Origin of the sequence: Mesorhizobium sp. M0018 (assembly GCF_040323955.1) — a bacterium.
GTDB lineage: Bacteria > Pseudomonadota > Alphaproteobacteria > Rhizobiales > Rhizobiaceae > Mesorhizobium.
Window position 1 is genome coordinate 72,301 of record NZ_JAMYVL010000021.1, and the last position, 11,995, is coordinate 84,295.

The 11,995-nt window shown below is 62.2% G+C and carries 12 protein-coding genes and 1 pseudogene; 7 read left to right on the top strand and 6 right to left on the bottom strand.

Features of this window, described 5'->3' with window-relative positions; genetic code table 11:
- The first annotated feature begins 12 nt into the window (after positions 1 to 12).
- From coxB to NKJ81_RS25050, 7 genes are all read left to right on the top strand, one after another.
- A complete protein-coding gene (gene coxB / locus NKJ81_RS25020) occupies positions 13 to 987 on the top strand; it encodes a cytochrome c oxidase subunit II (RefSeq protein WP_352472859.1) in 975 nt (324 codons plus the stop codon).
- On the top strand, positions 984 to 2,960 hold the full coding sequence (ctaD, locus tag NKJ81_RS25025) for a cytochrome c oxidase subunit I (RefSeq protein WP_352472858.1): 1,977 nt from the start codon (positions 984 to 986) through the stop codon (positions 2,958 to 2,960). The genes coxB and ctaD overlap by 4 nt, the downstream gene beginning before the upstream one ends.
- The gene (locus NKJ81_RS25030; RefSeq protein WP_352472857.1) at positions 2,957 to 3,562 is read left to right on the top strand and encodes a cytochrome c oxidase subunit 3; all 606 of its coding nucleotides are present in this window, start codon (positions 2,957 to 2,959) and stop codon (positions 3,560 to 3,562) included. Before ctaD ends, NKJ81_RS25030 begins: the two co-directional genes overlap by 4 nt.
- Before the next feature lies 1 nt (position 3,563).
- Positions 3,564 to 3,905 (top strand): hypothetical protein, encoded by a 342-nt coding sequence (locus tag NKJ81_RS25035; RefSeq protein ID WP_352472927.1) that lies wholly within the window; start codon positions 3,564 to 3,566, stop codon positions 3,903 to 3,905.
- On the top strand, positions 3,902 to 4,786 hold the full coding sequence (locus NKJ81_RS25040; RefSeq protein ID WP_352472856.1) for a cytochrome c oxidase assembly protein: 885 nt from the start codon (positions 3,902 to 3,904) through the stop codon (positions 4,784 to 4,786). The genes NKJ81_RS25035 and NKJ81_RS25040 overlap by 4 nt, the downstream gene beginning before the upstream one ends.
- Positions 4,767 to 5,180, top strand: a complete 414-nt coding sequence (locus NKJ81_RS25045) for a c-type cytochrome (RefSeq protein ID WP_352472855.1) — start codon at positions 4,767 to 4,769, stop codon at positions 5,178 to 5,180. The genes NKJ81_RS25040 and NKJ81_RS25045 overlap by 20 nt, the downstream gene beginning before the upstream one ends.
- A 526-nt stretch (positions 5,181 to 5,706) precedes the next feature.
- Positions 5,707 to 6,228, top strand: coding sequence for a ferritin-like domain-containing protein (locus tag NKJ81_RS25050; protein WP_352472854.1), 522 nt, complete (start codon positions 5,707 to 5,709; stop codon positions 6,226 to 6,228).
- Between the two features lie 294 nt (positions 6,229 to 6,522).
- On the opposite strand, the pseudogene NKJ81_RS25055 reads toward NKJ81_RS25050, so the two are convergent.
- From NKJ81_RS25055 to NKJ81_RS25080, 6 genes and pseudogenes are all read right to left on the bottom strand, one after another.
- Positions 6,523 to 7,549, bottom strand: a pseudogene (locus NKJ81_RS25055) (IS110 family RNA-guided transposase).
- Between the two features lie 367 nt (positions 7,550 to 7,916).
- The gene (locus NKJ81_RS25060) at positions 7,917 to 8,846 is read right to left on the bottom strand and encodes a hypothetical protein (protein WP_352473421.1); all 930 of its coding nucleotides are present in this window, start codon (positions 8,844 to 8,846) and stop codon (positions 7,917 to 7,919) included.
- On the bottom strand, positions 8,843 to 9,238 hold the full coding sequence (locus NKJ81_RS25065; RefSeq protein WP_292657573.1) for a phage holin family protein: 396 nt from the start codon (positions 9,236 to 9,238) through the stop codon (positions 8,843 to 8,845). Before NKJ81_RS25065 ends, NKJ81_RS25060 begins: the two co-directional genes overlap by 4 nt.
- Positions 9,235 to 9,963, bottom strand: a complete 729-nt coding sequence (locus NKJ81_RS25070; RefSeq protein ID WP_352473423.1) for a hypothetical protein — start codon at positions 9,961 to 9,963, stop codon at positions 9,235 to 9,237. Before NKJ81_RS25070 ends, NKJ81_RS25065 begins: the two co-directional genes overlap by 4 nt.
- A gap of 269 nt (positions 9,964 to 10,232) precedes the next feature.
- On the bottom strand, positions 10,233 to 10,706 hold the full coding sequence (locus tag NKJ81_RS25075) for a DUF2269 family protein (RefSeq protein WP_352473424.1): 474 nt from the start codon (positions 10,704 to 10,706) through the stop codon (positions 10,233 to 10,235).
- A complete protein-coding gene (locus NKJ81_RS25080) occupies positions 10,706 to 11,992 on the bottom strand; it encodes an SDR family oxidoreductase (RefSeq protein WP_352473425.1) in 1,287 nt (428 codons plus the stop codon). The genes NKJ81_RS25075 and NKJ81_RS25080 overlap by 1 nt, the downstream gene beginning before the upstream one ends.
- Positions 11,993 to 11,995: the final 3 nt, after the last annotated feature.

Here is an 11,995-nt window from a genome sequence, read left to right on the forward strand (position 1 = left end):
GGCGCAGCCTTCATGCTGCTCCTTGCAGGATGCAGCGGCTGGCAATCGGCGCTCGACCCAAAAGGCTCGGCCGCGGGTGAGCTTGCGTGGCTGATCTGGTTCTTCACCGCGCTGTGCACGGTGGTCTGGCTTCTAGTGCTGGCTGTGCTGATCATGCCATTGGCCCGGCGCGCGGCGCCGCTCGGCGATCCACTTGTACTCGACGCTGCCGCCGAGCGCAGCAAGATGCGAATTGTCGTCGCCGCACTCGCCGCTACCGCCCTGATCCTGGTAGGCCTGACCCTGCTGAGCTACTTCGCCAACCGGACGCTCGCTGCTATCGGCTCGGATGCGGCGCTGACGATCCGGGTGACCGGACATCAATGGTGGTGGGAGGTGCGCTACGAAAATGATCAGCCGAACCGCATCCTGACGACCGCCAATGAAATCCACATCCCGGCGGGCGAGCCGGTGCGGCTTGTAGTGACCTCGACCGACGTCATCCATTCCTTCTGGGTCCCGAACCTCTCGGGCAAGCTGGACCTCATTCCAGGCCACGAGAACGTTCTCGATCTGAAGGCGGACAAACCCGGCGTCTATCGCGGCCAGTGCGCCGAGTTCTGTGGCGCGCAGCATGCCAATATGAGCACCTTCATCATCGCCGAACCTCGGCCTGTATTCGACGCCTGGCTGAACGATCAGCTGCGGCCGGCGGCCGCCCCCGTGTCGGCCGAGGCCAAAACCGGCCACGACCTGTTCCTCAAACGGCCATGCGTGATGTGCCACAAGATCGGCGGCACCATCGCCGGCGGTACGGTCGCTCCCGACCTTACACATATCGCAAGCCGGCGGACGCTCGCTGCCGGAACGCTGGCGATGAGCCGGGGCAATCTCGCAGCCTGGATAGCCGATCCGCAAGGGATCAAGCCAGGTGCCCACATGCCCGTGGTGGGACTGAACGGGGACGAGCTGAATGCAATCGTAGCCTATCTCGAGGGCTTGAAATGAGTAGCGCCGACCTGGCCCATGGGCGTGACCTCGCCCAGCAACGCGCCGCAGCACAAAAGGGTGACCTAGCTCCCGAGCGCGACGGTCCTCGTGATACCGGCCTCGACGACGCCAGCCTTGACGGCTGGTTGGCGCGGACATGGCAGACGGCGCCAGGCATCATCGGTGCGCTCTCGAGCGTCGACCACAAAATTGTCGCGCGGCGCTACCTGATCACCGCTTTCGTCTTCCTGTGCCTCGGTGGCCTCAGCGCCGTTGCCATGCGCATCCAACTGTCGGGGCCGGAGCGTGGGCTGATCGGGCCCGACCGCTACAACCAGCTGTTCACCATGCATGGCGTGACCATGATGTTCCTGTTTGCAGTGCCGATCGTTCAGGCGACCGGCATCTACCTCGTGCCACTGATGGTCGGCACCCGCAATATCGCCTTTCCGCGCCTCAATGCATTCAGCTTCTGGATTTATCTCTCCGGTGGCCTCTTCGCTTGGGTGTCGTTTGCACTCGACATGGCGCCCGACGTCGGCTGGTTCTCCTACGTGCCGCTGTCCGGTCCTGAATTTGGGCCAGGCAAGCGTTCCGACGTGTGGGCGCAGATGATCACTTACACCGAAGTGTCATCGCTGGCGGTCGCGGTCGCCACCATCGTAACCGTGCTGAAGCAGCGTGCGCCGGGCATGTCGCTCGATAAGATTCCGCTCTACGTCTGGGCGATGCTGGTCACCTCTTTCGTAATCGTGTTCGCCATGCCGGCGGTCATGATCACGTCGACGTTCCTGATCCTCGACCGGCTGGTCGGCACCCATATCTTCAATCCCGCCGAGGGCGGCGACGTTTTGCTGTTCCAGCACCTGTTCTGGTTCTTCGGCCACCCCGAAGTCTACATCATATTCCTGCCGGCTACCGGCGTGGTGTCCTCGATCATCGCCGCTTTCGCCCGGCGTCCGGTATTCGGCTATCTGGGCATGGTACTGGCCTTGATCGCGGTCGGCTTTCTGTCGTTCGGCCTGTGGGTTCACCACATGTTCGCAACCGGTCTGCCCAAGCTCGGCGCGAGCTTCTTCACCGCCTCAAGCATGCTGATCGCCATCCCGAACGGGCTGCAGATCTTCTGCTGGCTGGCGACATTGTGGGACGGACGCCCGATAATCCGGACGCCGCTGCTGTTTGTGTTCGGCTTCTTCTTCACGTTCGTCGCGGGCGGCCTGACTGGGGTGATGCTGGCGTCGGTGCCATTGGACCTGCAAGTGCACGACACCTATTTCGTGGTCGCGCATTTCCATTACGTGCTGATCGGCGGGTCGGTGTTCCCGCTGCTCGGCGCGACCTATTTCTGGTTCCCCAAGATCACCGGCCGGATGATGAGCGAACGTCTCGGACGCTGGCACTTCTGGCTTGCCTTCCTAGGCTTCAATGCGGCGTTCTTTCCGATGCACATTGTCGGCCTGTGGGGCATGCCGCGGCGGGTCTACACCTATCCGGTGGAACTCGGCTGGGGCAACATCAACCTGTTCATCACAGCCGGCGCGGTCATCCTGTTCCTAAGCTTCGTTCTGTTCACTATAAACCTGGTGTACAGCGCCTCGAGGGGCGCCCCGGCGGGGGACAATCCCTGGAATGCTGGCACGCTGGAATGGGCGACGAGCTCTCCACCGCCGAGCTATAATTTCGCTCGGATCCCGGTGGTTACCCACGCCGAGCCGCTCTGGGCCGAACGTGACACGCTGCCTGTCGCGACCGGGCTTCGCGTCGACGCGCGCGAACTTGTCATATCGACCGTGGCAGAGGCGCATCCAGATGTGCGCGAGAAGTCGGCGACACCGTCGATCTGGCCATTGTTCGCCGCGCTCGCCGTCGGCGCCACCTTTCTCTATTCGATCTTCAGCCCGTGGGCGGTGGTCTGGGGAGCCGGGCCGATCGCCATCACTCTGATCGGCTGGTTCTGGCCGAAAGGCGACCCGGAGGATGAGGAATGAAACAGCGCCCTACCGCCGATCTTTCCCAACTCCCGACCTTCGGGCTCGGACCACGCAGCCCGACCTGGTGGGGCACTCTCGCCTTCATGGCGCTGGAGGGCACTGGGTTCGCGCTCGCCGCAGGCGCCTATCTTTACCTTGCCTATCTGTCGCCCGAATGGCCGCTGGGCGTGCCGCCGCCCAACCATTGGCCAGGCACCATCGTCACGCTGTTGCTGCTCGCCAGCGTGGTGCCCAACCACATACTGAACCGCTATGCCGAAGCCTGTGCCATGGTGCCCGTGCGCATCGGCCTGATCGTCATGTCGCTGCTCGGTATCGCACCGCTTGTCGTGCGGTGGTTCGAATTTCCGGCCCTCAACATCTATTGGGATACCAATGCGTACGGCTCAATGCTGTGGGTCCTGCTCGGCCTCCACACAACGCATCTGATTACCGACGTCGGCGACACGCTGGTGCTGACGGTCCTGATGTTCACGCGCCATGGCTATAACGGCCGGCGTTTCGGGGACGTTGGCGACAACGTCTTCTACTGGGATTTCGTGGTCGCGACTTGGATCCCGATCTATCTGTTGATCTACTGGATGCCGAGGCTTGACTGAGATGCGTGCGCTTCGCTTGGGCACATCATGGGGCGGGCTGTTGTCCGGGCCTTTGGCCTGGGCGGTGTCGACGCAGCTGAACTATGCGTTCGTGGAGTGGCAGTGCGCCCACGGCGTTCCCCTCATACTGGTCATTGCGCTGGTGCTGACAGTGCTGGCCCTGCTCGGCGGCGTGCTTTCGTGGCGGGCGCGCCAGCAAGGTGGCGCCGCCTTTAAACCGGATCGTACGCGCGGCACCGAGGATTTCGTCGCCAATATCGGCATTCTCAGCGCGGTGCTGTTTGCGCTGGTAATTGTCATGCAAGGCGCCGCCTCGCTCATTCTTGACGGCTGCCTGCGATGAGCTTCGACGCGCTCTTCTCTACCACGATCTGCTACGGTGCCGGCGCCGCGCAGGCCGGCTGGACGCTGGCGTTGCCGATCACGCTGCCGCTAACCATGGTCGCACTGCTTTACGCGGCAGGCGCCTTTCGGCTGTGGCGGCGGAGTGCCCGCAGCCGCCCGTTGCGGTTGCGGCAAGCCCTGCTGTTTGCGACCGGCTGGGCCATTTTGGCGGCAGCACTGGTCAGTCCGCTCCATGCATTGGGTGAGCGGGTCTTCACCGCCCACATGATCGAGCACGAACTGTTGATGGCGGTGGCGGCACCCCTGCTGGTCGCCTCCCGGCCGGCGGCGGCGATGATGTGGGCATTGCCGATCAAGCTGCGGCTGGCATTTGGCGCAGCCGGGCACGCGAAGATGCTGCAGGCGGTTTGGGCCACCATCAGCCGCCCTGTAACGGCCACCGTCCTGCACGGCGTCGCCATATGGGCATGGCATATTCCGGCGCTGTTCGAGGCGGCGCTTGCACAGGGTGTCCTGCATTACGCGCAACATGCCAGCTTCTTCGGTTCCGGCCTGCTGTTCTGGTGGGTCCTGCTGCCGCGTTCAGGCCGCGAACAAGCCTGTGGCAGCGCAGTCATGCACCTCTTCTTCACGTCGCTGCACACTGGCCTGCTCGGAGTGCTGCTCCTGGTCTCGCCAAGGCTGTGGTATCCGGAAAATGGCGCAGGCGCAGACCTATGGAATCTTAGCCCGCTCGAGGACCAGCAACTCGCCGGTCTGGTCATGTGGGTTCCGGCCGGCCTGATCTATGGCGGCGCGGCGTTGCTGCTGGCCGGCCTGTGGATCCGCTCGAGCAGCCGAAAGGACCGGGAGGCGTCGCATGCGCTTCACGCTGTCTAAAGCCGTAATCGGCGCTGCGGTTATTGTCGTGCTCGTTGCAGCCCTGGCCGGGATTTTGTTGTACTTCGAGCAAAGCCGTCGGGTCGAGCAGAAGGCCGACAATGCGACCGGCGGCGTCGGCGCCCGCGCCATTCCGATCATGATGGCCAATGGCTGCGCCGGTTGCCACACCATCACCGGCGTTCCCGGCGCGCAAGGGTTAGTCGGTCCACGCCTCGACGCAAGCCTGGCCACCCGGGTCTATGTCGGCGGCGTCTTGCGCAATAGGCCGGAGAACCTGATCCGCTGGATCCGTGCGGCAAGGGAGATCAATCCGCATACGGCAATGCCTTCGACCAGAATTTCCGATCAGGAGGCGCGGGACGTCGCTGCCTACCTCTATTCGCTGAAATGACATCGTTGCTCGCCTAGTCGAGATCAAACACTGCCGGCAGTCTACCGATGCCGGTTTGCCGGACCGGCAATCGTCACCGCCTTCGGCTCGATGCCTTGCTTGCCGACGAACCTTTCGGAACCGGCCCGCATCGGCGAGGCTGCCCGCGGTCGCGTCGCACATCGCGGCCGACGCGAGCGCCCGCTATGGCCCGGGCAATCTGCTGGTGCGGATTGTTTCGCGGGCATCTCGGATATGAGCTTCTTTGGCGAGGGGGCCGAGTCCGGTCCGACGTCGTCGTCCGCAACACGCCGATGTGGGCAACATTCCTACCCTCAATATGGTGGGGAACGAGACTACCATACGCCGTGCGACCGTTTGCATATCGGCTATGCTTTCGACGTACTGTCGCAGGTTGTGAGAGCTGTTTATGCTGCACTTCTTGAAGAGCAGGGTTAGGTGTAAAAGCTCGACAGTCAACACCTCGCCAGGAACAAATCGGCATAGCCACGGTTTGGTTCTACACGTCAAACCGCGAGGAAATCCTATGGATACTGATGTCAATTCCGAAACCCGCTCGATCTTCATTGTCGGGCTGCGCAACGCCCACGCCATGGAGAACCAGGCACTGTCGATCATGAAACCTCAGGTCAAGCGGATCGAGAACTATCCGCAGGTCGCCGACCGCCTGCAGCAGCATATCACGGAGACCGAAGGGCAGATGGCCCGCCTGGAATCCATTCTGGATGGCCTCGGTGAGGACCATTCCACATTGAAGGACACGGCCATGTCGATGGTCGGCAGCATGGCCGCGATGGGACATTCCGTAGCCGGCGACGAAATCCTCAAGAACAGCTTCGCCAACTTTGCATTCGAAAATTACGAGATCGCCGCTTACAACTCGTTGCTCGTACTCGCCGAGGCCGGAGGGTTTAGTCAGGCAACCAATTCCCTTCAGCAGAATCTCAGCGAAGAAGAGAAAATGGCCGACTGGTTGAGGCAGAACCTGCGCGGTGTCACCTTGCAATACGCCAGGCTGCGTGAGGCGGGAGAGACCGCCAAGAGTTAGGCCGCCCGGCGGGCCGAGAGGAATTCCTAGCAACCACCCCTGTCGAATTGACGGGGTTGTCTAATCGCCGCTGGGACGTCAAGCATGTAATTGCGTTGAGACGACGCTGCCGGGTGCATGGTTGTCTTCGCGGTCGACATCAGTCGCCGCATGATGGAGCTCCGCGGACGAGCCTTCAATGTGGACGACGCACTTTGCTGAGACAGCGGTGCAATCCCATCAGCGGAATGGCTCGGCTCACGTCCCGGCAGGGACGTCTCAGGCGCTCAGATCCTGAACGCTATTCGCAAGATTTCATGCTGTGGCGCCTGCATTTCGATCAAAGAACTCACCGGTCTTGAGCATCGAATGCATTATCACCGCCAGTTTGCGCGCCACAGCCACGGCAGCTCGTTTGAAGCCAAACCCTCTCCCGGAGCCTGAGGCCCCACGTGCGCAGGCTGCTGTCGATCGAGCTGCGTGTCAGGATGACCGCCGCAGCCTCATAGAGAAGTCCCCGCAAATGTCGATCGCCGCGTCGGGATATATGGCCGTCATAATCGACTTCTCCCGATTGGTAGCGGCGAGTTGTCAGGCCGATCCAAGCGGCAACAGAGCGGGACTTCTTGAAGTTGCCCGGATCTTCAATGGCCGTGGCGAAAGAGGTTGCGGTAATGGCGCCGATGCCGGGGATCGACATGAGTATGCGGCATGCTTGGCTTTGACGTGCATCTGCGACAAGCTGGCGCCCAAGCTCGGCGGCACGGATGCGAATGCTGCACCAGGCTTCCAACATCGGTAGGACGACAGGAGCAAGCTCGCTCTGATCGATAAGAAGGCTCCGGACATTCTTTTCGAATGTAGTTCCCTTACCGGCGGGAACGAGCAAGCCGAACGTTTTCATGATCCCTCGGATCTGGTTGGAAAGCTCGACGGTGATCCGGACCAGCCGAGTGCATGCTGCCACGAGCGTGCGGGTCAACATACTGTCGAAGCCTTTCACGCGCACCTCGCGAAAGAATCCTGCTTCAGCAAGACGCGCCAAACCATCGGCGTCATTCGCATCCGTCTTGTTCGCCGCCATATCGAGAGCGGCTTTGGCATGGCGCGCATCGATGCAGATGGCTGGCAATCCCTCGGCGCGCAGCGCATGATAGAACCAAACTGACAGCGGGCCGGTTTCGAACACGACGCGCTTTGCGGCCGGCGCCCGCTTGCGGACAAGCTCGGCAATGATCCTGGGATCAGATGCGCACTTCCCGCGCCAGATCCGTTCGCCTTCACGGCGGATCGACACCGCCGTCTCTTTCATCGACACGTCGAGACCGATATGTTCTTCCATGGCTGTTCTCCGTTGATGCTGGGCCCGGCGTCCAGTCGTGAGCCCGTATTTCATCTTATCGGGGAACAGCCACCCTCCAAGGCTATGATCGGTTCCAGGGCGCGTCGCTCCCGCGATTACCCCATGTGGTTGTTTTTTTTCAGAATGGACAGTGCTGCTGAGGCCCGTTGGCCAGACACGCTTCATGCAGCCCGACGAACCGAACGGATTCAGAGCGAAGAATCGGAACGGACCGGAGCGCCTCGGCTAATGACTTGAGCGCCGCGATCATATTTGTCTGCGGAAGGTTGCGGACTCCTAGCCGACTTCGATGTGCCAACCGCGAGGCGGCCCGTGGTCGGAATCGCCACGAACGACCGCAGCGCTATCACGTTGTTTCGGGAGAATCGTTCGAACTGGGAACCTCGTCGGTCTCCGGCAAACGATCGCGAATCGCTTCCTCAGTTTTGCTTGCCGTCTTTTTCACGACTTTCTCGACGCGGTCGACCAAGGTCTCGGCGTCGCTGCTGGAACCCTGTCGGTCAGCCTCTTCTTTTACAGTCTCATATGCTTCGGCGGCGACCTGCTTGGCTTGTTCCACGCCTTCTTCAAAGAGCTCCTCGGCACTGTCACGAAGCTTGTCGCGGTAGGGGCCGAGTTGTTCGTCTTCCGCGGCGGTGTGAGGCAGCATCACGCCGATGGCGGTGCCCACGGCAAGGCCCACCGCGGCCATTGCCAGAGGTTCGCGCTGGAACAGGTCTCGCGTCGACTGCCGCACCCGCCCCGCCATATCGTTGGCGCTCGAGCCGAACTGCCCGGCCGTGCTTCTTAATCTTTCTTTGGCGCCGCTCGCAACGTCTGCGACAGCCTCAGTCCCACCGCCTGCCACGGAAGCAACCGAACGAGCGGCATCGGAGAGCATGGAGCCGGCGGAATCTTCGCTCTCGGCACCGTACTCATCGCCGCTTGAGTCCTGCCAGGCCCCGCCCAAGCTCCGCTGGTCAGAGAAGGTTCGGCTGCCGTCAGGTTCCCTGCTGGTCGAATAGGCACCAAGTGCTGAACTGTCTACCGACGTGCCCTTGCCAAGCATCAGCCAGGCCAGGCCCGCGCCGACCAATGTAAGCGGCAACGGATTGTCCCTGACCTGAGTCTTAAGATTGCTGAGCATGGCGGATCCCTCGCCGCTGAACATCCCGGTGAATTCGTCGATCAGTTGGCCCGGTGTCATCTTGCTGCGGATCGAGTCTGCGGTATCTGCCACTCTGGCGCGAGCAATATCAGCATCGCGTTCCAACTCGGCTGCGGATTTGTCGGTCATCTTATCTGTTCCTTGATCACGCGTGCGTCGCGTTTAAGTTGGTCTTGTGTCCGGTCGGGGGTCAACTCTGAGGGAGCCATGCTTGCCTTGCCGGAGCGCAAGAGTATGACGCCCAGTACTGCCACCACGACGCCGACGAGCAGCGAGGACCATCCGGCTCCCAGCCCGGCGCTCGCCAAGGCAATCACCAGCGCCTGCAAAAGCACCATCAGGGCGGCGAGCAGGCAAATGGCGCCTCCCATTACCTCCACGGCGCCGGCGCCGGCCTTGCTTACCTTTTCCGACATTTCAGCCCGCAACAGCCTGCTTTCGGTTTGAAGCAGTGTTGTGACCTGCTGTGCCAGATCGCTGACAAGGGTTGTCAGGCTGCGAGTGTCCTGATTGTCAGTCATGGGTTTTGCTCCAGGCTTGCATTGGCCCAGTCATCGCCGGACTGATCGGATACTAGCGGGGCCGGCTCCACTGCCTCTGCCGATCGCCCTCCGAACTCATTCGAGCTAGGACCGGTCTCGGGCGCCCGGCCTGCTCCCGACCGGCGCGGTGCTCCGGCTTGGGCAGAGGGCGGCGAGCTCTTGATGAACCGCCCCAGCGCCAGGCCTGCCAATACCGAACCGGCGATCAGCGCCCCCGAGTTTTCGCGGCCGAACGACTGAATTTCGCCAAGCACCTCGTCGAACGGTTTATCCTTCAGGGACGAGGAAAGCCGCTCGAGCCCGCCTGCGGCGTCAAGGGCGAATTTCGAAGCGGTCCGTTGATCATTATTGGCAAGATGCTCGCTTGCCGCGCGCAATGCGCCGCTGAAGGCCTTCAGATTGGCGCTCACGTCGCGCTGCGTTCCCTCCGCCTTGTTGAACAATGCTTGCTTTGCTTCCGATGCGTAGTCTCCGGCTTTCCTGGTGATCTCGTCACGCGCATCGTGGAGCGCTTCCGTCGCGGTCTGCTTTTCTCGCTGTAGTCTTTCCGAAAGCTCGCTTCTGGCTGTCTCGAAATCGGCCGTCTGACGGCCCTGATCGTCCTGGTCCTGCATGGTGTCTCCTAGTGGAATCCGAGGAAGGAGAGGATCGCAAGCACGACGACGACGAAGCCGATGAGATAAATAACACTGTTCATGGCGCAATCTCCTCCACTGCGCACCGAACTTGCCTGTGCTTCCCGTGTTCCCCTCAGGCGTCATCTTTTTTGGTAAGCGAAGCCTAACCAGCCTCAAGACGGGATGTTGTCCTGTGCCGATGGCGGTGAGCGCGCGGTTGGAAATGATACGAGACCGGACTCCGGTGCGACTTACAGGTCGAGGCGCAGGTCCGCTCCGGCACATGGCGCTGCATGGGCCGGAATCTTTCCGTAGTGCTTTGACTGGGCATTATCGCAGTGGGACCTGCCTGCGACCTACCACTCGATCGCAGGCCGCGCGATCATCAGCCAGAAAATCCCGAGTACGGCAGCGAAGGCGGGGAAGCCGAAGGCGAACCACAGCCAGAAGAGCCGATGATAGCGCGGCGGCAACGGCGCGCCTGCAGCGGCGGCTTGCGATGCCAGCTTGCGCATCTCCATTTGCATCCAGACGACCGGGAGCCAGAACATTCCGGTGAAGATATAGAGCGCGATTGAAAGTACGATCCAGCCCTCCGACAGCGAGTAGCCGGCCTGCCAGGCGAGCGCGGCTCCGGTCAAAGGTTGCGCGACCACGGCCGTCGCGGTGAAAAGGAAGTCGGCGACGACGACGACACGCGCCACCGCCGCAACCGTCGCGGCATTGCCGGTCCTGTGGGCGAGCAACATGAAGAAAGCGATACCGGCGCCGGTACCAAGCAGCACGGATGCGCCGATGACATGCAGAAATTTCAGCAGGAAATAGAGCATCAACGCTCCTCCAGCACTGCCAAGGCCACAAAGTGCAGCACCAGGATCGGCAACACCTTGAGGAACGGCCCAAGCGGGTCGTTCCACAGCTCGGGGCTCAGAAAGCTTCCGACGACCAGGTAGAAGAGCGAGAGCGCGATGCCGCCATAGAGGCCTTTTCGCGCCGCCGGCCGCCAGGCTAGGAGCGCGCCGACGGCGATGTCGGCAAGAGCACCGGCTATCACGATCGGCGGCGACAAGATGCCCGCCCCCGTGCCTTGCATCAGATCGACGCCGCTGCGGTAGCCGGTGGTCAGCGACACAATTCCCGTCACGATCCACAAGAAGGGCAGGACGACGAAGATCGCAGGCTTGATGAAATACAGCCGGGCAAACCATTTTTCCTGCACCGTTGCCGGATTGAGCGCGAGGAAGCCCGCCAGGGTTTGCGGGCGTATGCCGGTCGTGGCGGTCCAGTCCGAGGGATCTCCAACCGCTCCTCGGGCAATCTCTCTGGCCGCGTTGGTGCGCATCGGTGGACGCCAGCCGAACATCGCGGCAAGGTCGCCGAGGCGGTAGAGAAGCCTTGCAACAGCCGCCGGCAAGACAAACCTGGCTGCAGGAGCCCAGCCGAGCCATCGGCGATAGCTGCCGACGACCTCGTCCATGCTCAGCTGTTCGGGACCGACAAGTTCCAGCACGATGCGAGACGGACTGGCGGGATCGAGAAGGAAGACGACGGTTGAGACCACGTCGTCGAGCTGCACCACTTGGAGCGGGCCGGTGCCGGGCATGGACGGCAGCACCGGCAGCGAGGCGAGACCCCTAAACAATGCGCTGGCCCCAAACACCGGCCGGCCGAGCACCACGGACGGGCGCAGGATCACCCAATCCAGATCAAGCGCCATAAGCGCTTGGTCGCCAGCCAGCTTCGTCGCCGAGAATGCCGAAGGCTGCGCCCGATCGACGCCGATTGCCGAGAAGTGGATCACCCGGGCAACCCCTGCCCGCGCACAGGCGAGGAAGAGTGCTGCCGCCGCCTCGCGATGGACTTCGCGCGTCTTTTCACGAGGGCTATCCTGCAGAACGCCGGCACAATTGACGACGGCGTCTATGCCCCTGAGATGCGGTAGCCAGTCTTCGGGCTGCAGCGCCACCGCCATGTCCAGCACCAGCAATTGATAATTGCCGGTCCGGTTTGCGCCGGGGCTGCGGACCAATCCGATCACCTCATGTCCTTCGGAAAGAAGGCGTGCCACGACGGAGGCACCGATTAGGCCGGTGGCGCCGGTAACCAGGACTTTCACTGG

Bases quoted from the DNA above. Each gene is read 5' to 3' on its own strand.
- NKJ81_RS25040 (WP_352472856.1), top strand. From the start codon at position 3,902: ATGAGCTTCGACGCGCTCTTCTCTACCACGATCTGCTACGGTGCCGGC.
- NKJ81_RS25050 (WP_352472854.1), top strand. From the start codon at position 5,707: ATGGATACTGATGTCAATTCCGAAACCCGCTCGATCTTCATTGTCGGG.
- NKJ81_RS25060 (WP_352473421.1), bottom strand. From the start codon at position 8,846: ATGACCGACAAATCCGCAGCCGAGTTGGAACGCGATGCTGATATTGCT.
- NKJ81_RS25030 (WP_352472857.1), top strand. From the start codon at position 2,957: ATGAAACAGCGCCCTACCGCCGATCTTTCCCAACTCCCGACCTTCGGG.
- NKJ81_RS25045 (WP_352472855.1), top strand. From the start codon at position 4,767: ATGCGCTTCACGCTGTCTAAAGCCGTAATCGGCGCTGCGGTTATTGTC.
- NKJ81_RS25035 (WP_352472927.1), top strand. From the start codon at position 3,564: ATGCGTGCGCTTCGCTTGGGCACATCATGGGGCGGGCTGTTGTCCGGG.
- ctaD (WP_352472858.1), top strand. From the start codon at position 984: ATGAGTAGCGCCGACCTGGCCCATGGGCGTGACCTCGCCCAGCAACGC.
- NKJ81_RS25065 (WP_292657573.1), bottom strand. From the start codon at position 9,238: ATGACTGACAATCAGGACACTCGCAGCCTGACAACCCTTGTCAGCGAT.
- NKJ81_RS25075 (WP_352473424.1), bottom strand. From the start codon at position 10,706: ATGCTCTATTTCCTGCTGAAATTTCTGCATGTCATCGGCGCATCCGTG.
- coxB (WP_352472859.1), top strand. From the start codon at position 13: ATGCTGCTCCTTGCAGGATGCAGCGGCTGGCAATCGGCGCTCGACCCA.